Origin of the sequence: Streptococcus sp. HMSC076H09 (genome assembly GCF_001811765.1) — a bacterium.
GTDB classification, from domain to species: domain Bacteria; phylum Bacillota; class Bacilli; order Lactobacillales; family Streptococcaceae; genus Streptococcus; species Streptococcus agalactiae.
In genome coordinates, this window is sequence record NZ_KV806604.1 from 109,248 (window position 1) to 133,393 (window position 24,146).

Below are 24,146 nucleotides of genomic sequence, written 5' to 3' on the forward strand. Positions count from 1 at the left end.
TTTAAAAATTATCAGGCTGGAGTAATATCGTTTTCGATGATAACTTTGAGAGTATTGTTTTCTTCAGCAGCTTTAAATACCTTATAAGCTTCTTCGATTTCAGATAGCTTGAAGTGATGTGTTACTAGTTGTGTTGCATCGATTTTGCCTGTCTCAAGAACTTCAAGGAGCATTTCAGTTGTATTAGCATTAACTAATCCAGTATTAAGGGTTATATTTTTTATCCATAAATCTTGGAGGTTAAATTCAACAGGTTTACCATGAACACCAACATTTGCGATATGTCCTCCAATAGAAACTACATTTTGACAAATATCAAATGTTGCAGGATAACCAACACATTCTAATACGACATCAACGCCACGGCCTTTGGTAATTTTATCAATTTCTTCTTTAACTTCTTGAGTAGACGTTGATAGAATGGTGTGTGTTGCACCAAATTTTTTAGAGGCTTCAAGTCGTTTTTGAGATAAATCAACCATAATAATTTTGGCAGGAGAATAGAATTGTGCAGTTAGTAAGGCAGATAGTCCAATTGGTCCAGCGCCTACAATACAAACAGTATCACCTGGTTTAATGTGAGAAGGTAAGACGCCGATTTCGTATGAAGTTGGTAAAATATCAGATAACATAACCAATGCATCGTCACAAACACCTTCAGGTGCATGATAAAGGCTACCATCTGCATGTGGAATATGAACATATTCTGCTTGAGTACCTTCAATAAGATGTCCTAAAATCCACCCGCCATCTTCACAATGTGAAGGCAACTGGTGCTTACAGTAATAGCAAGTATTACAGGCAGTGACACAAGAAATAATTACTTTATCTCCGACTTTAAAATGATTGACAGCAGAACCAACTTCTTCGACGATACCAATGCCTTCATGACCTAAAGTTGTTCCTGGTTTACAAGCAGGAACATCGCCACCAAGGATATGTAGATCAGTACCACAAATGGTTGTTTTGACAAGTCTTACAACCGCATCTGTGGGTTTTATTACTTGAGGTTTAGCCTTATCAGTAAGTGATAATTCATTAGCTGAAAGATAAGTTGCAGCTCTCATATTAGAGTTCCTTCAAAAATTATTTATTTTCAAGGCTATTATACCACCAAAAGAAATCGGTTACAATAATTATTTTAAAATAAAAGCAGTAATTTTCGTACTGCTTTAAATTATTATGCTTTTACTTTTTTTAGAATAAGACCAACTAAGACACCACAAATTGCAAAACTAATCCATCCCATAGAATATTCACCTAAAGGAACAACTTTAGTAAAGAATGTGGTCAAAGCGGATGGAATGGTAAATAAACCAGTCATTTCGCCGAGTTTTGATAAGGCATCGTATAAAGCAGCGACAGCAGTGGCGGCAATAGAAGTTTGGTAGACAATGCAGCTACTTTCAAATTTTTGATCAAAAAAGACTAAGAAAATTAAGACTATAGTTAATGGATAGAGAAGGTAGAGAACTGGTAGTGACCAACGGATAATCTCTGATAAACCACCAAAATAGAACGTAATAGCAATTAAAGTAAAGATTGTAGCCCAAGTAATGTGACTAATCTTTGGAAGTAATTTGTGGAAGTATTCCGCACAAGCAGTGATTAATCCAGTAGCTGTTGTTAAGCAAGCAAGAAAAATAGCCGTACCTAAAATAGCTTGTCCCACAATTCCTAAATAGAAGTTAGCTGATTGACTAAGAACATGCCCACCGTCTATTGGAGTATTGTGAAGTAAGAAGGAACCATTTGCAAATTTAAACAAGCTTTGTGAAGTTGCACCAATACGTCCTACAAAAATATAAATAAAAGCTAAAAGAAATGTAGCGATAGCACCAGATTTAAGTGCCATAGAAGTAATTTCTTTTTTGGTAATTGCTCCGTACTGTTTACTTGCTTGAATAACGATAATAGCAAAAGCAATTGATGCAAGGGCATCCATTGTACCATACCCCTGAATCAGTCCTGCTAGGAATGGTAAATCCTTGAAAGCATCGCTGACATTCGTTGAAGCGTTATGTGGTGTTCCAACGATAGCAGCTGGATGGATGAGTGAGGCAATAATTAAAATACTAATAACAGTTAGTAAAAAGGGAGTTAGATATTTACCAATACGATCTACAATCTGACTAGGTCTAATAGCTAAGAAATAAGAAATACCAAAGAAAATTAAACCATAGATAATTTTGCCTAAGGAGCTGTCGCCTAAGATAGGTTGAATACCAACTGAGAATGAGGTTGCCCCTGTTCGAGGAATGGCAAAGAAAGGTCCAATAGATAGGTATAGTGCTACTGCAAAGAAAATAGCATATGTTTTAGAGACAGGTTTGGTGAAGCTTTCAACATCGGTTGCTCCTGAGTACGCCACAGCTGCAACACCAAGTAGGGGTAAAGTTACGCCTGTTAAGCAGAACCCAATGATAGCCCACGCCCAATTAGAACCAGAGTAGATACCTAAGTAGGCTGGATAAATAAGATTACCGGCTCCAAAGAACAGCGCAAAAAGCATCAAGCCGATAATGATATAAGTGTTTTTTAGTTTCATCAATGTACCTTTCTGTACAAAAAAATATTTTATTTTCGAAATTGATTGAATATTTCAAAAAGTAATTATATCAGAAAAATTTAGAATTCGTCAACCTCTAAAAAATAAAAAAGGTATTTGACGAATCTTTTTTTTTATCATATCATAGAGTTTAAGAATTTTTTAGGAGTTTAGTATGAAACGATTTTTAAAAGCTTGGAGAAAAACAAGCTTGATAAAAAAAATAACAATTGGAGTCGTTATTGGCTTATTCTTGGGTATTTTAGTCCCTAAAGCCTCTGCGATTGGTTTACTTGGTCAACTTTTTGTAGGAGGGTTGAAAGCTATTGCCCCTCTTTTAGTTTTCACTTTAGTTATTAGTGCCTTGTCGCAACACCGTGAGGGCGGTAAGACCAATATGTCAACGATAATTGGTTTGTATATCACTGCAACTTTTGCAGCGGCCCTAATCGCTGTTGTTGTGAACTATATTTTCCCTTTGACACTGATATTGAAAACGCCAGCAAAGACAGACTTATTACCTCCCAAGGGGATTTCAGAAGTCTTTCAATCTCTTTTGTTGAAAATTGTTGATAATCCCATTCATGCCATTACCGAGGCCAATTATATGAGTATTCTATTTTGGGCGGTTATTTTTGGTTTGGCGATGCGAAGCAGTAATCAGCGTACAAAAGATTTAATGCAAACTTTTGCTGATGCTACTTCACAAGTTGTCAAATGGATTATCAATTTGGCCCCAATTGGTATTATGGGGTTGGTTTTCACTAGCATTTCAGAAAACGGTATTGCTATACTAGGTGATTATGGTCTTTTAATATTAGTTTTGGTGGGTACGATGTTATTTGTAGCTCTTGTCGTTAACCCAATCATTGCTTTTGTTATGATGCGTAAAAATCCTTACCCTTTGGTATTACGATGCTTAAAGGATTCAGGTATTACAGCTTTCTTTACACGTAGTTCTGCGGCGAATATTCCTGTTAATATGAGACTATGTGAGGATTTAGGATTAGATAAAGACACTTACTCAGTATCTATCCCGCTTGGTGCAGCTATCAATATGGCTGGTGCAGCTATTACAATTAATATCCTGACTTTAGCAGCAGTAAATACTTTAGGAATTACTGTTGATTTTCCAACAGCATTCTTATTAAGTGTGGTTGCTGCTGTATCAGCATGTGGAGCTTCTGGTGTAACTGGTGGTTCACTTTTATTGATTCCGGTGGCATGTAGCTTATTTGGTATTTCAAATGACGTTGCAATGCAAGTCGTAGGAGTTGGTTTCATTGTAGGGGTGATACAGGATTCGTGTGAGACAGCCTTAAATTCATCGACAGATGTTCTGTTCACGGCTGTAGCTGAAAAATCAGTTTTTGGAAAAAAATAAACTAATGAAGGTCTTAGGTATTCTATCTGAGATCTTTTTTGGTATTTAATATTATTTTCAATCGTTTTTCAGTTCTTCTTGTCAATAAGGTTTCAAATCAGCTTGAAATATGATAAAATAAAACAGATTGTAAGTGACTGTTTAAGCTTGTTTTTCAGAGAGGTTTTTATGAATACAAACACAATAAAAAAGGTTGTAGCGACTGGAATTGGAGCTGCACTTTTTATCATTATAGGTATGCTAGTTAATATACCAACACCAATTCCAAATACTAATATTCAATTGCAGTATGCGGTTTTAGCATTATTTGCAGTTATTTATGGACCAGGAGTTGGTTTTTTTACTGGTTTTATCGGACACGCATTGAAAGATTCGATTCAATATGGTTCTCCGTGGTGGACTTGGGTTTTAGTTAGTGGTCTTTTAGGTTTGATGATAGGCTTTTTTGCTAAAAAATTAGCTATTCAATTATCTGGCATGACTAAGAAGGATTTGCTTCTATTTAATGTAGTTCAAGTTATTGCTAACCTTATAGGTTGGTCTGTCGTTGCACCGTATGGTGATATTTTCTTTTATAGCGAACCTGCAAGCAAAGTTTTTGCACAAGGTTTCTTATCAAGTCTTGTGAATTCCATTACTATTGGAGTAGGTGGTACGCTTTTGTTGCTAGCATACGCTAAATCACGACCACAAAAAGGTAGTTTATCCAAAGATTAGGATAAGAGAGTAATCTATGAAAGATTTTATTGAATGGAAGGATTTTACCTTTCAATATGACGTTCAATCTGAACCAACTTTAAAAGGGATTAACTTAAGCATTCCTAAAGGTGAAAAGGTCTTGATATTAGGACCTTCAGGGTCGGGGAAGTCAACGCTTGGTCATTGTTTAAATGGTATTATCCCAAATACTCATAAAGGCCAATATAGTGGTATTTTTACGATTAACCATAAAAATGCTTTTGACTTGTCAATATATGACAAGTCTCATTTAGTTTCTACGGTTTTACAAGACCCAGATGGCCAATTTATAGGATTGACAGTAGTAGAAGATATTGCTTTTGCATTAGAAAATGACGTTGTAGCACAGGAAGAAATGGCCTCTATCGTTGAAATGTGGGCAAAACGTTTAGAAATAGCTCCTCTTTTGTCTAAACGTCCACAAGACTTGTCGGGAGGACAAAAACAACGGGTTAGTTTAGCTGGAGTTTTAGTAGACGATAGCCCAATTCTATTATTTGATGAGCCTTTGGCTAATCTAGATCCACAATCGGGACAAGATATCATGGCATTGGTTGACCGTATTCATCAAGAGCAAGATGCGACCACTATTATTATTGAACATCGATTGGAAGATGTTCTTTATGAGCGAGTAGATCGTGTAGTTCTTTTTAGTGATGGACAAATTATTTATAATGGGGAGCCGGATCAACTTTTAAAAACTAATTTTTTATCTGAATATGGTATTCGAGAACCACTGTATATTTCTGCCCTCAAAAATTTAGGATATGACTTTGAAAAACAAAATACAATGACGTCTATTGATGACTTTGATTTCAGTGAACTATTGATACCTAAAATGCGAGCATTAGATTTAGATAAACATACAGATAAATTATTATCAGTACAGCATTTGTCGGTGTCATATGATTTAGAGAATAATACTTTAGATGATGTTTCGTTTGATTTATATAAAGGTCAGCGGTTAGCTATCGTTGGGAAAAATGGTGCAGGTAAATCTACTTTAGCTAAAGCGTTATGTCAATTTATCCCTAATAATGCTACTCTAATTTATAATAATGAAGATGTCAGTCAAGACTCTATAAAAGAAAGAGCAGAACGAATTGGCTATGTTTTGCAAAATCCCAATCAGATGATAAGTCAAGCGATGGTTTTTGATGAAGTTGCTCTGGGTCTCCGTTTAAGAGGTTTTAGTGATAATGATATAGAAAGTCGTGTCTACGATATATTAAAGGTTTGTGGGCTCTACCAATTTAGGAATTGGCCTATATCGGCTCTATCATTCGGTCAGAAAAAACGTGTTACGATTGCTTCGATACTGATTTTAAATCCAGAAGTTATTATTTTGGATGAACCAACAGCTGGTCAAGATATGAAGCATTATACTGAAATGATGTCTTTCCTTGACAAACTAAGTTGTGATGGACATAGCATTGTTATGATTACACATGATATGCAGCTTATGTTAGAGTATACAGATCGTGCAATTGTAATCGACAATGGTCTTATTGCTGCAGATGATCATCCTATTAACATCCTTTCAAATACAGAGCTTTTGAAAAAGACTCATTTAAAGAAAACGAGTTTATTTGCTTTAGCAGACAGATTAGGGATATCTCCACAGAAACTAACACAATGGTACATTGATAATCAAGGAGGTAAGAATGGCTAATCAATTAATTGGTTATCAAGAGGGTTATGGCTTTCTATACAGACTATCAGGTGCCAGTAAGTTACTATTTTTTATTTTAGTTTCTGTTGCTTGCATGACCACTTATGATACAAGATTTTTAATTCTTGTTTCATTGGGATCGCTAGTCTTATTTAGATTAGCAAAAATCAAATGGCAACAGGTGTCCTTTGTTATGACTTTAGTTGTTGTATTCGCTGTTTTAAATATTATAATGGTCTATCTTTTTGCTCCCCATTATGGTGATAAGATTTATGGTAGTTCTTCTTTATTGTTAAAAGGAATTGGCCCGTATGATGTGACTAGCCAAGAGTTGTTTTACCTCTTTAATCTGATTTTAAAATACTTTTGTACAGTGCCTTTAGCTCTTTTGTTTTTGATGACAACTAATCCTAGTCAGTTCGCATCAAGTTTAAATCAATTAGGTTTATCATATAAAATAGCTTATGCTGTTAGTTTGACCCTTAGATATATACCTGATGTTCAAGAAGAATTTTATACAATACGTCGAGCACAAGAGGCAAGAGGAATAGAATTATCAAAAAAATCGAACTTAGTAGCACGCATTAAGGGGAATTTACAGATTGTCACACCATTAATTTTTAGCTCTCTAGAACGTATTGATACAGTAGCAACTGCTATGGAACTTCGACGATTTGGTAAAAATAAAAGACGTACTTGGTACTCTAAGCAATCTTTGGAAAAAAGTGACATTGTCTTAATCATACTTGCTCTAGCTAGTCTGTTTGTAAGCCTTTATTTAATTCACCTTAATCATGGACGTTTCTATAACCCATGGCAATAAAAAACTGACCTTAATAGTCAGTTTTTTATTTTCTTTAGTTAAAGTATCCTAAATAGTCATAGCGTTGGAAGGCATCTGAGTTAGCGATAGCCACTAGAATAATACCTTCTTCAAGTGGACTATTGATTGGAACTTCGGTATCGACAGGTTTGTTTTTTGCTTTTCTAATACCTATGAGGTTAAGATCAAACTTGTGACGGATATTTAATTGTTCGACAGTTTTCCCTACCCATGATTTGGGAATTTTAAATTCAATGACAGAAATATCAGATTCAATCTGGAAGACATCTGTAATTTTATTTCTCATGAGGTTTGCAGCAACATTTTGCCCAGATTCTCGCTCCGGAGAGATAACCAAATCAGCACCAATTTCATAAAGTACTTCTTCGTATACAAGGTTTCGAGCTTTAGCAATAACTTGAGGGACGCCTAACTTTTTACAGTGCATTACGGCCAATACTGAGCTCTCTAAACTGTTTCCTGTAGCAATAATAACAGTATCACAGTCACTGATCCCGATGTGTTTTAGGAAAGCTAAATCAGTAATGTCTCCGATAGCTGCTTTTGTAACAACTTCAGCGACAGCTTGTACATTTTCAGGATTGCTGTCAATAGCAATAACATCTTGTTCAAAGTTACTTAGTTCTTGTGCGAGTGTTTGTCCAAATATTCCTAGACCAAGTACACCAATAATTTTTGTTTTCATAAAAGACCTTTTCTAACCTAGAATAATTTCTGTTTCAGCATAGTGAATTTCCTTCTCTTTTTTCTGAAGAATTGATAGCAGTACGGTAATTGGACCGACTCGACCAATAAACATGAGGAACATAATTACAATTCGACCGCCCAGACTTAATTGATTGGTAGTGTTCATTGTCACACCCACGGTTGCTAAGGCACTAGATGCCTCAAAGAAAAGAGAAAAAGGATCTATATGGGGATTGAGTTCCAGAAGAAGGAGATAGCCGCTAATAAGTATGATAAAAAAGAAAGTTAAAATCGATAGTGTTTGTTTAATAATACTGGAAGGAATTGTTCGATAATGAAAAGTCACTTGGCTTTGGCCACTCAGTTCGGCCTTAAATAGTAAGAGTAAAATGGCGATAACAGTGACTTTAAATCCTCCTGCCGTTCCACCAGGAGCTCCTCCAATTAACATTTGGATAATATAAACAAGGTTGGTTGCGAAATCAGTTTGGGTATAATCAATAGTTGAAAATCCAGCGGTACGCATCGTAACTGTTTGGAAAAAGCTGACCATTAGTTGTTTAGGTAGAGATAAATTAGCAATTGTTCTAAAATTTCCAAACTCTAACAACCAAGAAAGCAAAGTTCCTGTTAGTAAAATAATGGTTGTTGTTTTTAAAACCAGTTTAGAATGGTTGCTGAGGCGTTTTGGAAATGTCTTGATTAATTTTGGTCCCTTGTGAGATGTTTGTATAGTAGCTTCAATTAAATCTTTCCATACGGCAAATCCAAGTCCTCCTGAAATAATCAAGAAACAAACGATAATGTTAACCAAAGGATTTAGTTTAAATTGAGCTAAGCTCGTTGCCCCTAGATTATCAAAACCGGCATTACAAAAGGCTGAGACAGCTAAGAATATACTATTAAAGATACCATGACCCAAACCAAATCGAGGAATAAAATCTATGGCTAAAATGCTGGCTGCTAAAACTTCTAAAGTTAAAGTTACTTTAAAAATCATATAGAGATATTTTTTTAAATCTGTCGAACTGTTATAAGTTATCGCTGACTGCAAAAGGGTCTGATCATTTAACGACATTTTACGTCTTAGGGTATAGTAAGACAACGACATTAGTGTTACTAAACCAAGTCCCCCTGTTTGCATGAGTAAAATAGCTACAATCTGCCCCCAACCGTTATAAACCTTACTGATAGGAAAAACAGATAAACCAGTTACACATACCATTGAAACAGTCGTGAAAAGGTGATCAATGTAATGTGTTTTAGGGGCGTTAGCATATTGAAAAATTGGAAGTGAAAGTAAAATACTTCCCAATAGGATAACAGCGATAAAACTAATGCTGAGTTTACGTGCGACAGACATTGTCTTGTAATCAAAGAAATGTTTCATACTAGCTCCCAACTTTACAAAGGCTTCTTGTTTGGAGTACCAGCTTTACGAGGGTATTTATTAGGCGTTTCTTTTTTCTTGCTAACGATTGTGATATTTCGGTCATCACCATTAGGTAACTTATAATTTTTATTTACAGTTACTTGTGAAAATAGTGTTTTCAAAGCTTTTTCTGCAGAAATTAATTCCTCTTCAGCAGCTGCAGCTTTCAGTGCAATCAAGCGACCATTAACTTTAAGAAAAGGTATTGTCAATTCTGCTAGAACCTGCATTCTAGCTACTGCACGAGCTGTTACGATATCAAATTTAGCTCGAAATACTTTATCTTGACCAAAGTCCTCAGCGCGCCCATGGAAGAAGTGAACTCCTGAAAGTTCAAGTTCATTAGCTAATATGTTTAGAAAATTAATGCGTTTATTCAGTGAATCAATAATAGTAATATCAATTTCAGGATAAAGGATTTTCATAGGAATACTAGGAAAACCTGCACCAGCACCAATATCTAAAATGCTAAGAGGACTATTGTCAATATAACCTTGTAAAATCGGCGCAATAGAATCATAGAAGTGCTTTAAGTAAACCTCTTCCTTATCTGTAATAGCTGTTAGGTTAATTTTCTCATTCCATTCAACAAGAAGTCTAAAATAAGTTTCAAATTGTTTTTTCTGTTTGTCAGTAAGTGTAATACCATGCTCTATCAGAACTTGATAAAATGCTTGGGGTGTCATAGTAAACCTCAATTTCTATATCGTATAATGACTCTATTTTATCACAAATACTAATAATGGGAATAACAGGACTTTCCTAATCTAAAGAAAATTGCTATAATGGAAAAAATGTAAAGGAGCTACTACTATGGGAACTATGATTTTAATAGCAATTATTGCTTTGTTTGTTATTTGGTTGATTGTTGCTTATAACAGTTTAGTTAGAAGTCGCATGCATACTAAAGAATCATGGAGTCAAATAGACGTTCAATTGAAACGTCGTAACGATTTAATTCCAAACCTAATCGAAACTGTTAAAGGCTATGCTGCGTACGAAGGGAAAACACTTGAGAAGATTGCAGAACTGCGTGCTCAAGTTGCTAAAGCTAACACACCTGCTGAAGCAATGACAGCAAGTAATGAGCTAACAAGACAGCTTTCAAGTATTTTAGCGGTTGCTGAAAATTACCCAGATTTAAAAGCCAACAATAGCTTTGTTAAACTTCAAGAAGAACTAACTAATACGGAAAATAAAATTTCTTATTCACGTCAGTTATATAACACAACAACATCTAATTATAATGTAAAATTAGAAACTTTCCCAAGTAATATTGTTGGAAAACTATTTGGGTTCAAACCAAGCCAATTCTTAGAAACTCCTGAAGAAGAAAAAGAAGTGCCAAAAGTTTCCTTTGACTTTTAATTGAGAAGGGAGAGAGGCTTTTGCTGTATCAACAAATTGCAAGTAATAAGAGAAAAACAGTTGTCTTGTTAATTGTCTTCTTCTGTCTTTTAGCAGCTATTGGAGCAGCTGTAGGTTATTTGGTATTAGGCAGCTACCAATTTGGGCTTGTTCTAGCTCTAATTATTGGGGTTATCTATGCAGTAAGTATGATTTTTCAATCAACTAATGTTGTTATGTCAATGAACAATGCGCGTGAAGTTACAGAAGATGAGGCGCCAAATTATTTTCATATTGTTGAAGATATGGCAATGGTAGCTCAGATACCTATGCCACGCGTTTTCATTGTTGAAGATGACTCCCTAAATGCCTTTGCCACAGGCTCTAAGCCAGAAAATGCTGCTGTTGCAGCAACAACGGGCCTATTAGCTGTTATGAACCGCGAAGAGCTAGAGGGTGTTATTGGACATGAGGTTAGTCATATTCGTAATTATGATATCCGTATTTCAACCATTGCAGTAGCTTTAGCGAGTGCTGTAACTCTAATATCAAGCATTGGTAGCCGTATGTTATTTTACGGCGGAGGTCGTAGGCGTGATGATGACAGAGAAGATGGAGGAAACATCTTGGTTTTGATTTTCTCTATTTTATCACTAATCCTTGCACCATTAGCCGCTAGTTTAGTTCAATTAGCTATTTCAAGACAGCGCGAATACTTAGCAGACGCTAGTTCTGTTGAGTTAACAAGAAATCCACAAGGGATGATCTCTGCTTTAGAAAAACTTGATCGTTCTGAACCTATGGGGCATCCAGTAGATGATGCTAGTGCGGCTCTCTATATCAATGACCCAACGAAAAAAGAAGGGTTAAAGTCTTTATTTTATACGCATCCACCAATTGCAGATCGTATTGAGCGTTTGCGTCATATGTAGCTGTTAACAAAACGTAGGGTAGTTATGCCTTGCGTTTTGTTTTTTTAAGACAAAGCCTTTAAAACTTGATATAATATGACATATACTATAAAGGGAGATGGCACGTGTTACTTACAGAAATCAAAAAATCACCAGAGGGGCTTTATTTTGATAAAAAAATAGATATCAAAGAGTCGCTTATGGAGCGTCATTCAGAGATAATGGATATTTCTGATATTCAAGTTTCAGGTCATGTGGTGTATGAAGATGGTCTCTATCTACTTGACTATAATATGGCTTACGATATTACATTACCGTCTAGTCGTTCTATGAAACCAGTTGTTTTATCTGAAAAGCAAACTATTAATGAAGTTTTTATTGAAGCTGAAAATGTTAGCACAAAAAAAGAGCTCGTTGATCAGGATTTGGTCTTAATATTAGAGGAAGATGATATTAATTTAGAAGAAAGCGTTATCGATAATATCTTGTTAAATATACCTCTTCGTGTTCTGGCAGCTGATGAGGTTGGGGTAGAAGCGGATTTATCAGGTAAAAATTGGTCGTTAATGACTGAAAAGCAGTATGAAGAAAAACAAGCTAAAGAAAAAGAAAAATCTAATCCTTTCGCAGCCTTAGAAGGTATGTTTGATAGTGATTAGATAAAAATTATTAATAACATCAGTTGATATTTTAATTTTTTTTTAGTAGAATTGAAAAGTGACAGAGGACACTACTCAATAATAAAAATTAAGTCTCGCTATCGAACAATTGTTTGGGATGGCGATTTATTTATTTAAAGAAACGTTAGTAAAATGTGGGCTATCTTGTTTTTTATCTAGATATTCTAAAAAATAATTGATAGTGTTAAGTAAAGAATAAGAAGGTTGGTGTAGATGGGTAAAAAGATCTTAATAATCGAAGATGAGAAAAATTTAGCTCGCTTCGTCTCGTTAGAACTACTACATGAAGGATATGATGTTGTTGTTGAAACAAACGGTCGTGAAGGATTGGACACAGCATTAGAAAAAGATTTTGATTTGATTCTACTGGATTTAATGCTTCCAGAGATGGATGGTTTCGAAATCACACGTCGCCTGCAGGCTGAAAAAACAACCTATATCATGATGATGACAGCACGTGATTCTGTTATGGATATTGTAGCTGGTCTTGATCGTGGAGCAGATGATTATATTGTTAAGCCGTTTGCAATCGAAGAATTATTAGCACGTGTTAGAGCGATTTTCCGACGCCAAGAAATTGAAACGAAGACAAAAGAAAAAGGTGATAGTGGTAGTTTCCGTGATTTGTCATTAAATACTCATAATCGTTCAGCGATGCGTGGTGATGAGGAAATTTCACTAACAAAACGTGAATTTGATTTGTTGAATGTCTTGATGACAAATATGAATCGTGTTATGACACGAGAAGAGTTGCTAGAACATGTTTGGAAATACGATGTGGCAGCAGAGACAAACGTTGTTGATGTTTATATCCGTTACCTAAGAGGTAAAATTGATATCCCAGGTCGTGAATCATATATTCAAACTGTTCGCGGAATGGGCTATGTGATTCGTGAAAAATAAAAAAGATCAGTTTATAGGGGTAAAACAACCTCTGTCAAAAAAATTATCGCAATTAGTTTTTATCTTATTTTTTAGCCTATTTACAGTATTTTCTGTTTTAGTTTATACTTCGGCAACAAGATACGTCCTTCACAGGGAAAAAATTAATGTCGGTAGGTCATTAGAAAAAACTAGAGTTCGTTTGTCGCAAGCGAACTCTAGTTTGACATCCGATGATATTTTAGAGATCCTGTACAACCAGGTTTTTGCGGATGACATCTATCCTCATAAGCGTCAAAATGGAATTGTTAGAACGGGCGAGTCAATCGATAGTATTCTTTATGTTAATCAAGAAATGACCCTATACGATGTCAACAGGAAACCAGTTTTTTCTACACTGAGAACGGGTATGCCAACTATTGGTAAATCCATGGGAAAAGTTATCATCTCTAAAGTTGCAGATATGGAAGGTTTTGTTGGTACAAAAGCAATCTACTCTCAAAAAACAGGACAGTTGCTTGGATACGTTCAAATTTTCTATAATTTAGGTCGTTATTATAGTATGAGGCAAAACATCATTGTTTTCTTGATTATGATGGAAGTTTTAGGGACTGTTTTAGCCTTGGTCGTTATTAATAGTGCTACTAAGCGTATTGTTCGTCCGGTTAAAAATTTACACGACTTAATGCATCAGATATCTGAAAATCCTAGTAACTTAGAAATTAGAAGTAAGGTCCGTTCAGAAGACGAAATTGGAGAATTGTCTAGGATTTTTGATGGGATGTTGGATCAGTTGGAAGACTATACTCGTCGACAATCACAATTCATTAGTGATGTTAGTCATGAATTAAGAACGCCTGTCGCTGTTGTAAAGGGTCATATTGGTTTATTACAACGTTGGGGGAAAGATGATCCAGAAATTCTTGAAGAAAGTTTAGCAGCGGCATACCATGAGGCAGATCGTATGTCCTTAATGATTAATGACATGTTAAATATGATCCGTGTCCAAGGAAGCTTGGAACTTCATCAAGATGAAGTGACAGATTTATCAAGCTCTATATCAGTTGTTATTGAAAATTTCCGTATTTTGAGAGAAGATTTTCAATTTATTTTTGAAAATAATATTTCAGATATCGTTTGGGGAAAGATATATAAGATACATTTTGAGCAAGCTCTCATGATCTTAATTGATAACGCTATCAAGTATTCTCCTAGTTATAAAGAAGTCAGTGTTGTTTTATCAGTAGACAATGATTTTGCGACAGTAGTTGTAAAAGATAAAGGAGAAGGTATCTCAGATGAAGATATTGAGTTTATCTTTGATCGTTTTTATCGAACTGATAAATCACGTAACAGAGAAAGTACACAAGCTGGTTTAGGTATCGGGCTCTCAGTGTTTAAACAAATTATGGATGCTTACCATTTAAAGGTGGATATTAAAAGTGAACTAAATCAAGGGACTGAATTCATTGTTCGCATTCCTATAAAAAAATTTGAAGAAACTAAAGAAATATAAGAAAAATCCTTATGCTTAATGATAAAAGGCATAAGGATTATTTTGTGTTTTGATATGATGAGGTGATAAGAGAGGCGCTTCTTTTGTTATTACTGAATTTGTGTTAAAATAAGATGATTAAATGATATGATAGAATAGGGGTGTTGACATGCGTTGTCCAAAATGTGGCTATAATAAATCTAGTGTGGTTGATAGCCGACAAGCTGAAGAAGGTACGACTATTAGACGCCGGAGAGAGTGCGAAAAATGTGGCAACCGCTTTACAACATTTGAACGTTTGGAAGAATTGCCTCTTTTAGTCATAAAGAAAGATGGTACTCGCGAGCAATTTTCTCGAGATAAAATTTTGAATGGTATTATTCAGAGTGCTCAAAAACGCCCTGTTTCGAGCGAAGATATTGAAAATTGTATTTTACGTATCGAACGTAAAATTAGGAGTGAGTATGAAGATGAGGTTTCTAGTATCACTATCGGAAATTTAGTGATGGATGAACTCGCCGAATTAGATGAGATTACTTATGTGCGCTTTGCTAGTGTTTATAAATCTTTTAAAGATGTAGACGAAATTGAAGAACTACTTCAACAAATTACAAAGCGCGTACGGAGTAAAAAGAGTGGTAGCGTGTGATGAGTCCAATAGATGAGTTTACATATATTAAGCAAAATAAGATTGTTTATGATAGTAATAGTTTAATACAATTGTATTTCCCAATTATGGGAAGTGATGCCATGGCACTCTATGATTATTTTGTTCATTTTTTTGATGACGGAATACGACGTCATAAATTTTCAGAGGTTCTCAATCATCTGCAATACGGGATGCCAAGATTTCAAGATGCATTGGTAATGTTAACAGCTTTGGATTTGTTGACTGTTTACCAAGCCACAGGTACTTACCTTGTTAAGTTGAATCAAGCTATGTCAAATGAGTTATTTTTATCTAATCCCATCTATCGTCGTTTGTTAGAAAAACGTATAGGAGAGGTAGCAGTGGCAGAATTAGATATGAAAATACCTAAAAATGCTAGAGATATCTCTAAAAAATTTACAGATGTTTTCTCGGATTTAGGACAACCAAAACAAGAGGTAAACCGGAGTAAAAATGTTTTTGACTTGGAAAGTTTCAAACGTTTGATGATGCGAGATGGCTTACGCTTTAACAATGAAAAAGATGATGTCTTAGGTATTTATAGTGTATCAGAACTTTATCATTTAAATTGGTATGATACCTATCAATTAGCAAAACAAACAGCTATCAATGGAATGATTGCGCCTCAGCGAATGAAAGTTCAACAAAATGAGGGGCAGCATATTAAAGATAATCAGAGTTTTACAAATAATGAAAAGGTCATACTAAGGGAATCTAAAAATGATAGTGCTCTAGTGTTCCTTGAAAAAATCAAGAGAAGCCGTAAGGCAGTGACAACAAGTGGTGAGAAGACTTTACTTGAGGATTTGGCAAAAATGAATTTCCTAGACGAAGTCATTAATGTTATGGTTTTATATACCTTGAATAAGACAAAATCTGCTAACTTAAATAAGGCCTATATCATGAAAGTTGCTAATGATTTTGCCTTTCAGAATGTTATGACGGCCGAAGATGCTGTGCTTAAAATTCGTGATTTTTCAGATCAAAAAGTAAGGACTAAAACAGAAACGAAGAAGAAACAATCGAATGTTCCTGAATGGAGTAATCCTGATTATAAAGATGAGGTTAGCCCAGAAAAAGAAATTGAATTAGAACAGTTTAAAACGGATGCCCTCAAGCGTTTAGAACGATTAGGAAAGGATGGTGAATCATGAAATCAGTGGGACAAGCATTAGAAAATCAAGGGAGAGTGCCTCGCAATACAAATGATGAGCTTATTCAAATGATTTTATCAGATGCTCAGGTAGCGGAGTTCATTAAAACCCACCAACTTTCTCAGCGTGAAATAAATATCAGCATGTCTAAATTTAATCAATTTTTGATTGAGCGTCAGAAATTTAAAAATAAGGATAGTCAATATATTGCTAAAGGCTATGAGCCTATTTTGGTTATGAATGAAGGTTATGCAGATGTTTCTTATTTAGAAACACGAGAGTTAATTGAAGCACAAAAAAAACAAGCTATCAGTGATCGTATTAATTTAGTTAATCTACCCAAGTCCTATCGGAATATCAGAATGACTGATTTTGATATTAATAACGAGAGTCGAATGAAAGCTATGTCACAACTGCTTGATTTTGTAGAGACTTATCCTTCATATAATCATAAGGGGCTTTATTTATATGGAGATATGGGGGTTGGGAAATCCTATTTAATGGCAGCAATGGCGAGGGAATTATCAGAGAGAAAGGGTGTGTCAACGACTCTTCTTCATTTCCCTAGTTTTGCTATTGATGTCAAAAATGCTATTTCAAGCGGAACTGTAAAAGATGAAATTGATGCTGTGAAAAGTGTTCCAATTTTGATTTTAGATGATATTGGGGCTGAACAGGCAACGTCTTGGGTTCGTGACGAGATTTTACAAGTTATATTACAACATCGTATGCTAGAAGAGTTGCCCACTTTCTTTACGTCAAATTATAGTTTTAACGATTTGGAAAGAAAATGGGCTAATATAAAAGGAAGCGACGAAACTTGGCAAGCGAAACGAGTTATGGAGCGCGTACGGTATTTAGCGATAGAATTCCACTTAGAAGGACCGAATCGCCGTTAATAAAATAGAATGGAATTGGGAGTATTCCCAATAGTGAGAGGAGAATTATGGTATTACCTACAGTTGCTATTGTTGGTCGTCCGAATGTTGGAAAATCAACATTATTTAACAGAATTGCAGGAGAACGTATTTCCATTGTTGAGGACGTTGAAGGAGTCACTCGTGATCGTATCTATACAACGGGTGAGTGGCTAAATCGTAAGTTTTCATTAATTGATACTGGTGGGATTGATGATGTTGATGCACCGTTTATGGAGCAAATTAAGCACCAAGCAGACATTGCTATGACAGAGGCTGATGTTATTGTGTTTGTTGTGTCGGGTAAAGAAGGTGTGACTGATGCAGATGAGTATGTCTCACGTATTCTTTATAAGACCAATAAACCGGTTATTTTAGCTGTTAATAAGGTAGATAATCCTGAGATGCGTAATGATATTTACGATTTCTACTCTCTTGGTTTAGGGGATCCTTATCCCTTGTCATCAGTTCATGGTATTGGTACTGGTGATATATTGGATGCTATTGTGGAAAATCTTCCGGTAGAAGAGGAAAATGAAAATCCAGATATTATTCGTTTTAGTTTGATTGGACGTCCAAATGTTGGGAAATCTAGTTTAATTAATGCCATCCTTGGGGAAGACCGTGTTATTGCTAGCCCAGTTGCTGGTACTACGCGCGATGCTATTGATACTAATTTCGTTGATAGCCAGGGGCAAGAGTATACTATGATTGATACTGCTGGTATGCGTAAATCTGGTAAGGTATATGAAAACACAGAGAAATATTCTGTTATGCGTTCTATGCGCGCCATCGACCGCTCAGATGTTGTTCTTATGGTGATTAATGCAGAGGAAGGTATTCGTGAGTATGACAAGCGTATTGCAGGGTTTGCACATGAAGCTGGTAAAGGTATTATTATTGTAGTTAATAAATGGGATACTATCGAAAAAGACAATCATACTGTCAGTCAGTGGGAAGCTGATATACGAGATAACTTCCAATTCTTGTCTTATGCGCCAATTATCTTTGTTTCTGCAGAGACAAAACAACGTTTGCACAAGCTACCAGATATGATTAAACGTATTAGCGAAAGTCAAAACAAACGTATTCCGTCTGCTGTATTAAATGATGTGATTATGGATGCTATTGCTATTAATCCAACACCAACTGATAAAGGAAAACGTCTTAAGATTTTCTACGCAACTCAAGTTGCTGTTAAACCACCAACTTTCGTTGTTTTTGTTAACGAAGAAGAATTGATGCACTTTTCATATCTTCGTTTCTTAGAAAATCAAATCCGTGAAGCATTTGTTTTTGAAGGAACACCAATTAATCTAATAGCACGTAAACGTAAATAACATCTTATTGTTGAAATTGAAATAGAAGGTTAGGACAGTTGTTTTAGCCTTTTTTTATTTGTTACTGTATCAAAAAACAATCAATTTAGTATTTTTACAAGAAATTGGACTTGAATTTTGTTATAATTGAGGGATAAGATGAAGGTGGTAGCATAATGAGTAGAATGATTCCAGGACGTATTCGAAATCAAGGTATAGAACTCTACGAACAAGGTTTGGTGTCCTTGATTTCTCAAGAAGGTAATCTATTAAAAGCTAAAGTTGGGGATTGTCAGATTGAATATTCATTAGTAACAGAAGAAACAAAATGTTCTTGTGATTTTTTTGCAAGAAAAGGCTATTGTCAACATTTAGCTGCTCTGGAGCATTTCTTGAAAAACGACCCAGAGGGTAAAGCAATCTTATCTAAAGTTCAAGTTCAACAAGAAAGTCAACAAGAAACTAAGAAGAAAACCTCTTTTGGTAGTGTTTTTTTAGATAGTCTAATTATTAATGAAGATGATACTATAAAATATCAACTATCGGCTCAAGGAGAACAAAATCCTTATGCTAATGATATCTGGTGGACTTTAAAAATTAGACGACTGCCTGATGATAGAAGTTATGTTATTCGTGACATCAAAGCTTTTTTAAATACTGTTCGAAAAGAAGCTTATTATCAGATTGGAAAACAATACTTTGAAACTTTGTCTTTGATACAGTTTGATGAGACCAGTCAAGAATTGATAGAATTTTTATGGAGGCTCATTCCAAGTCATTCAAGCAAAATTGATCTAGAGTTTATTTTACCAAATCAAGGTCGTCACCTTAGTCTCACTCGTGGTTTTTTTGAAGAGGGCGTTACTTTGATGAATGCTTTAGAAAATTTTTCATTTGAAAGTGATTTTCATCAATTTAATCACCTCTACTTTAAGGAATTAGAAGGTGAGGATCATCTTTATCAATTTAAGGTTATTGTCCATAGGCAATCAATTGAATTAGAAATCAAAGAGAAAGACTTAAAACCACTATTTGCGAATTCTTATTTGTTTTATCGCGATACTTTCTACCATCTTAATTTGAAGCAAGAAAAGATGGTAACGGCTATTCGTAGTCTTCCCATTGAGGGAGATTTAGCAAAACATATCCATTTTGATTTAGATGATCAAGATAAGTTAGCAGCTCATTTACTGGATTTTAAGGAGATTGGACTAGTAGATGCTCCACGGAGCTTCTCTATTCATGATTTTAAGGTAAATTTTGAGTTCGATATTAATAGTCAAAATGAAATTTTATTGCAAATGGTATTTGATTATGGTAATGATTTAACTGTTCATAATCGTCAAGAACTAGAACAGTTAACATTTGCTAGTCACTTCAAACATGAAGAAAAAATATTTAAACTCTTAGAAAGATATGGCTTTGCACCCCACTTTTCAACCAGCCATCCAGCATACAGTGCACAAGAATTATACGATTTTTATACCTATATGCTTCCACAATTTAAAAAAATGGGAACAGTGAGCTTATCCGCAAAATTGGAAAGTTATCGTCTCATAGAACGACCGCAAATTGATATTGAAGCTAAGGGAAGCCTGCTAGATATTTCTTTTGATTTCTCTGATTTACTGGAAAACGATGTTGATCAAGCTCTGGTAGCTTTGTTTGACAATAATCCTTATTTTGTGAATAAATCAGGGCAATTAGTTATTTTTGATGAAGAGACTAAGAAAGTAAGTGCAACTTTGCAAGGGTTGAGAGCTAGACGAGCAAAGAATGGGCATATTGAATTAGATAATATTGCAGCATTTCAATTATCAGAACTGTTTGCAAATCAAGATAATGTTAGCTTTTCACAACATTTTTACCAATTGATTGAAGATTTGAGACACCCAGAAAAGTTTAAAATACCTGGTCTATCTGTTTCAGCTTCCTTGCGCGATTATCAGCTTACAGGTGTCCGTTGGTTAAGTATGTTAGATCATTATGGCTTTGCAGGGATTTTAGCTGATGATATGGGGCTTGGAAAAACACTTCAAACGATTTCATTTTTAAGTACAAAACTAACTAGAGATTCTCGTGTGCTTATTTTATCACCATCAAGTTTAATTTATAATTGGCAAGATGAATTCCACAAATTTGCGCCAGACGTAGATGTAGCAGTTGCCTATGGTTCTAAGATTCGTAGAGATGAAATTATTGCTGAACGTCATCAAGTAATCATTACAAGTTATTCATCATTTAGGCAGGATTTTGAGACTTATTCTGAAGGAAATTATGATTATTTAATTTTGGATGAAGCACAGGTTATGAAAAATGCTCAAACTAAAATAGCCCATAGCTTGAGATCTTTTGAGGTCAAAAACTGTTTTGCATTATCGGGAACACCTATTGAGAATAAACTGTTAGAAATTTGGTCCATTTTCCAGATCATTTTACCTGGTTTATTACCTGGTAAGAAAGAGTTTTTGAAGTTGAACCCTAAACAAGTTGCTCGTTATATCAAACCATTTGTGATGAGACGTCGAAAAGAAGAAGTTCTCCCAGAATTACCGGATTTGATTGAAATGAACTATCCAAATGAAATGACAGACAGTCAAAAAGTTATCTATTTGGCGCAATTACGCCAAATTCAAGAAAGTATCCAACATTCTAGTGACGCTGACTTAAATCGTCGTAAAATTGAAATTTTATCTGGCATCACACGATTACGTCAAATTTGCGACACTCCACGTCTTTTTATGGATTATGATGGTGAAAGCGGTAAGTTAGAAAGCCTACATCAACTTTTAACACAAATTAAGGAAAATGGACATCGTGCTCTGATTTTTTCTCAGTTCAGGGGTATGTTAGATATCGCAGAACGTGAGATGGTAGCTATGGGGCTTACAACTTATAAAATTACTGGTTCTACACCAGCAAATGAACGTCATGAAATGACCAGAGCATTTAATGCAGGATCAAAAGATGCTTTCTTGATTTCTTTAAAAGCTGGTGGCGTTGGTCTCAACCTTACAGGAGCTGATACCGTTGTTCTGATTGACTTGTGGTGGAATCCAGCTGTTGAAATGCAGGCGATTAGTCGCGCACATAGGTTGGGGCAAAAAGAGAATGTCGAGGTTTATCGCTTGATTACTAGAGGCACAATCGAAGAAAAAATTCTAGAAATGCAAGAAACTAAAAAACATTTGGTTACAACAGTTCTGGATGGAAATGAAACCCATGCTAGCATGAGTGTAGATGATATTCGAGAGATACTTGGAGTTTCTAAATAAATATGATAATGTGACTATAATATAAAAAAGAAAGTGGTCTCTCGCTTTCTTTTTTATATAAATGAATGAAAAATACCAATCTGATAAGCTTTACTTAGTTGAAAACTTTGAAAAAACAGAAAAATTAGTTTATAATAGGTCTGTTGTAGAAAGGAAGTGATAATGTGAATAGAGGCTCTAGACGATTTCCGTTGATAGCAGATGATGAACCAGTAATGTCTCCGCTTGTAAAGATGAATCTTTATGATAATGAAGATTTAATTAACAACATTCGAGGCTTTTATCAAGAAAAAACATATCAAAGCATGGTCAAAAGCAATTATGAACATGAAGAAATATCACATCCTAAGGTAATTGAAAATGATCCTGTACCACCGCAGAGTTTTGTAAAAAAAGCGACAGAGTTGAGCAAATCTCGACAAGAGGCAAAGAGGTCTGTTCGGGAGAAACGACAAGCTTACTATGCGAAACAGGAATTTAAGGCGCCATCAAAGGAAGCTTTTCAGCAACAATTGAAGGCAACAGTACCGAAAAAACAAACTCAGCGAAAGGTGACTGAACTAAGTCATCTTTCTGATCGTTTACAGCAGGAAAGCTATATATTAGCAGAAATTCCAATCATATTTCAAGAACCTGATAATACACCGAACCCAAAAACAAAGAAAAATAATTTTGATTTTTTGAAACGCAGTCAAGTTTACAATAAACAAGACAATCAGTTTCACAAAGAAAGAGCCAAGGCTCAAGAATTAAATCTGACACGTTTTAAAGACATTAATTAAGGAGAGACCATGTCAAAAACTTATCATTTTATTGGTATTAAAGGATCCGGAATGAGTGCCCTAGCACTGATGCTTCATCAAATGGGACATAACGTCCAAGGAAGTGACGTTGACAAATATTATTTTACCCAACGTGGTTTAGAGCAAGCAGGTGTAACTATATTACCTTTCTCACCGAATAATATCAGTGAGGATTTAGAGATTATTGCAGGAAATGCTTTTCGTCCAGATAACAATGAAGAGTTGGCTTATGTTATTGAAAAGGGCTATCATTTTAAACGATATCATGAATTTCTCGGAGATTTTATGCGTCAGTTCACTAGTCTAGGTGTAGCTGGGGCACATGGAAAAACCTCAACGACAGGTTTATTAGCTCATGTTTTAAAAAATATTACAGACACTTCTTTCCTAATTGGAGATGGTACAGGACGTGGTTCTGCTAATGCTAATTACTTTGTGTTTGAAGCTGATGAATACGAACGTCATTTTATGCCGTACCATCCAGAATACTCAATTATTACCAATATTGATTTTGACCATCCTGATTATTTTACAGGCCTAGAGGACGTATTCAATGCTTTTAATGACTATGCTAAGCAAGTTCAAAAAGGTTTATTCATTTATGGAGAAGATTCAAAACTTCATGAAATCACTTCTAAGGCACCAATATATTATTATGGTTTTGAAGATTCAAATGATTTTATAGCAAAAGACATCACTCGAACTGTTAATGGTTCTGACTTTAAGGTTTTCTATAACCAAGAAGAAATTGGTCAGTTTCATGTACCAGCATACGGTAAACATAATATCTTAAATGCAACTGCTGTTATTGCTAACCTTTACATAATGGGAATTGATATGGCATTAGTAGCTGAGCATTTGAAGACATTTTCAGGGGTAAAACGTCGTTTTACTGAGAAGATTATTGACGATACTGTCATTATTGATGACTTTGCTCACCATCCTACTGAGATTATTGCGACATTAGATGCTGCTCGACAAAAATACCCGTCAAAAGAAATTGTAGCTATTTTCCAACCGCATACGTTCACTCGTACGATAGCTCTTTTAGACGATTTTGCCCATGCTTTGAGTCAAGCGGATAGCGTTTATCTTGCTCAAATATATGGTTCTGCTAGAGAAGTAGATAATGGTGAGGTGAAGGTAGAAGATTTAGCTGCTAAGATTGTCAAACACTCAGATTTAGTGACAGTCGAAAATGTCTCGCCTTTACTCAATCATGATAATGCTGTCTATGTCTTTATGGGTGCTGGAGACATTCAATTGTATGAGCGCTCTTTTGAAGAATTATTAGCTAACCTAACTAAAAATACACAATAAGTTGATAGTAAGGGCTGAGAGAAGTTTCTCAGTCCTCTATCTGACTTTATCAAGAGAATTTCATAAAG

The 24,146-nt window shown here is 35.2% G+C and carries 21 protein-coding genes; 16 read left to right on the forward strand and 5 right to left on the reverse strand.

Annotation, left to right across the window (positions count from 1 at the left end; all coding sequences use genetic code 11):
* Positions 1–11 precede the first annotated feature (11 nt).
* Together HMPREF2818_RS05655 and brnQ are read right to left on the reverse strand one after the other, a co-directional pair.
* Complete coding sequence (locus HMPREF2818_RS05655) at positions 12–1,067, reverse strand: zinc-dependent alcohol dehydrogenase family protein (RefSeq protein WP_001200719.1); 1,056 nt, start codon at positions 1,065–1,067, stop codon at positions 12–14.
* A 113-nt stretch (positions 1,068–1,180) separates the two neighbouring features.
* Positions 1,181–2,548: a branched-chain amino acid transport system II carrier protein gene (gene brnQ, locus HMPREF2818_RS05660; RefSeq protein ID WP_000769342.1), complete on the reverse strand. Its 1,368-nt coding sequence runs from the start codon at positions 2,546–2,548 to the stop codon at positions 1,181–1,183.
* 175 nt (positions 2,549–2,723) lie between these two features.
* Here brnQ and sstT point away from each other — a divergent pair, with 175 nt between their 5' ends.
* The 4 genes from sstT to HMPREF2818_RS05680 all read left to right on the forward strand — a co-directional run bounded on the left by sstT (position 2,724) and on the right by HMPREF2818_RS05680 (position 7,165).
* Entirely contained in the window at positions 2,724–3,932 is a 1,209-nt protein-coding gene (sstT, locus tag HMPREF2818_RS05665; RefSeq protein ID WP_000819594.1) for a serine/threonine transporter SstT, read from the forward strand.
* A 168-nt stretch (positions 3,933–4,100) separates the two neighbouring features.
* Positions 4,101–4,649, forward strand: a complete 549-nt coding sequence (locus HMPREF2818_RS05670; RefSeq protein WP_001095696.1) for an ECF-type riboflavin transporter substrate-binding protein — start codon at positions 4,101–4,103, stop codon at positions 4,647–4,649.
* 16 nt (positions 4,650–4,665) lie between these two features.
* On the forward strand, positions 4,666–6,342 hold the full coding sequence (locus tag HMPREF2818_RS05675) for an ABC transporter ATP-binding protein (protein WP_000651259.1): 1,677 nt from the start codon (positions 4,666–4,668) through the stop codon (positions 6,340–6,342).
* Positions 6,335–7,165 (forward strand): energy-coupling factor transporter transmembrane component T family protein, encoded by an 831-nt coding sequence (locus HMPREF2818_RS05680; protein WP_000013283.1) that lies wholly within the window; start codon positions 6,335–6,337, stop codon positions 7,163–7,165. The genes HMPREF2818_RS05675 and HMPREF2818_RS05680 overlap by 8 nt, the downstream gene beginning before the upstream one ends.
* A 34-nt stretch (positions 7,166–7,199) precedes the next feature.
* Here HMPREF2818_RS05680 and HMPREF2818_RS05685 read toward each other — a convergent pair whose 3' ends face one another.
* The 3 genes from HMPREF2818_RS05685 to rsmG are packed head-to-tail and all read right to left on the reverse strand — an operon-like array spanning position 7,200 to position 9,991.
* Positions 7,200–7,871 (reverse strand): potassium channel family protein, encoded by a 672-nt coding sequence (locus tag HMPREF2818_RS05685; RefSeq protein WP_000850144.1) that lies wholly within the window; start codon positions 7,869–7,871, stop codon positions 7,200–7,202.
* Positions 7,872–7,883: 12 nt separating this feature from the next.
* Positions 7,884–9,263, reverse strand: a complete 1,380-nt coding sequence (locus HMPREF2818_RS05690; RefSeq protein WP_000680109.1) for a TrkH family potassium uptake protein — start codon at positions 9,261–9,263, stop codon at positions 7,884–7,886.
* 14 nt (positions 9,264–9,277) lie between these two features.
* Positions 9,278–9,991: a 16S rRNA (guanine(527)-N(7))-methyltransferase RsmG gene (rsmG, locus tag HMPREF2818_RS05695; protein ID WP_000188792.1), complete on the reverse strand. Its 714-nt coding sequence runs from the start codon at positions 9,989–9,991 to the stop codon at positions 9,278–9,280.
* Positions 9,992–10,118: 127 nt separating this feature from the next.
* Between rsmG and HMPREF2818_RS05700 the strand changes: the two genes are divergently transcribed.
* From HMPREF2818_RS05700 to murC, 12 genes are all read left to right on the forward strand, one after another.
* Positions 10,119–10,673 (forward strand): LemA family protein, encoded by a 555-nt coding sequence (locus tag HMPREF2818_RS05700; protein WP_000537055.1) that lies wholly within the window; start codon positions 10,119–10,121, stop codon positions 10,671–10,673.
* A 20-nt stretch (positions 10,674–10,693) separates the two neighbouring features.
* The gene (gene htpX, locus HMPREF2818_RS05705; RefSeq protein ID WP_000966819.1) at positions 10,694–11,584 is read left to right on the forward strand and encodes a zinc metalloprotease HtpX; all 891 of its coding nucleotides are present in this window, start codon (positions 10,694–10,696) and stop codon (positions 11,582–11,584) included.
* A 104-nt stretch (positions 11,585–11,688) separates the two neighbouring features.
* Positions 11,689–12,222, forward strand: coding sequence for a YceD family protein (locus HMPREF2818_RS05710; protein WP_000927543.1), 534 nt, complete (start codon positions 11,689–11,691; stop codon positions 12,220–12,222).
* A gap of 234 nt (positions 12,223–12,456) precedes the next feature.
* Positions 12,457–13,146: a response regulator transcription factor gene (locus HMPREF2818_RS05715; RefSeq protein ID WP_000516681.1), complete on the forward strand. Its 690-nt coding sequence runs from the start codon at positions 12,457–12,459 to the stop codon at positions 13,144–13,146.
* Entirely contained in the window at positions 13,136–14,641 is a 1,506-nt protein-coding gene (locus tag HMPREF2818_RS05720; protein ID WP_000791116.1) for a HAMP domain-containing sensor histidine kinase, read from the forward strand. Before HMPREF2818_RS05715 ends, HMPREF2818_RS05720 begins: the two co-directional genes overlap by 11 nt.
* 148 nt (positions 14,642–14,789) lie before the next feature.
* Positions 14,790–15,269, forward strand: a complete 480-nt coding sequence (gene nrdR, locus HMPREF2818_RS05725) for a transcriptional regulator NrdR (RefSeq protein ID WP_001203682.1) — start codon at positions 14,790–14,792, stop codon at positions 15,267–15,269.
* Positions 15,269–16,444 (forward strand): DnaD domain protein, encoded by a 1,176-nt coding sequence (locus HMPREF2818_RS05730; protein ID WP_000074512.1) that lies wholly within the window; start codon positions 15,269–15,271, stop codon positions 16,442–16,444. The genes nrdR and HMPREF2818_RS05730 overlap by 1 nt, the downstream gene beginning before the upstream one ends.
* The gene (gene dnaI, locus HMPREF2818_RS05735) at positions 16,441–17,343 is read left to right on the forward strand and encodes a primosomal protein DnaI (protein ID WP_000843629.1); all 903 of its coding nucleotides are present in this window, start codon (positions 16,441–16,443) and stop codon (positions 17,341–17,343) included. The genes HMPREF2818_RS05730 and dnaI overlap by 4 nt, the downstream gene beginning before the upstream one ends.
* A gap of 47 nt (positions 17,344–17,390) precedes the next feature.
* Positions 17,391–18,701 carry a ribosome biogenesis GTPase Der gene (gene der, locus HMPREF2818_RS05740; protein WP_000244019.1) on the forward strand — a complete coding sequence of 437 codons (1,311 nt, stop codon included), beginning with the start codon at positions 17,391–17,393 and terminating at the stop codon, positions 18,699–18,701.
* A 155-nt stretch (positions 18,702–18,856) separates the two neighbouring features.
* On the forward strand, positions 18,857–21,955 hold the full coding sequence (locus HMPREF2818_RS05745; protein WP_000089129.1) for a pilus expression-regulating Snf2 family helicase: 3,099 nt from the start codon (positions 18,857–18,859) through the stop codon (positions 21,953–21,955).
* Positions 21,956–22,119: 164 nt separating this feature from the next.
* Positions 22,120–22,737 carry a divisome accessory protein ZapJ gene (locus HMPREF2818_RS05750; RefSeq protein ID WP_001079337.1) on the forward strand — a complete coding sequence of 206 codons (618 nt, stop codon included), beginning with the start codon at positions 22,120–22,122 and terminating at the stop codon, positions 22,735–22,737.
* Positions 22,738–22,746: 9 nt separating this feature from the next.
* Positions 22,747–24,078, forward strand: a complete 1,332-nt coding sequence (gene murC, locus HMPREF2818_RS05755) for a UDP-N-acetylmuramate--L-alanine ligase (RefSeq protein ID WP_000048109.1) — start codon at positions 22,747–22,749, stop codon at positions 24,076–24,078.
* Positions 24,079–24,146: the final 68 nt, after the last annotated feature.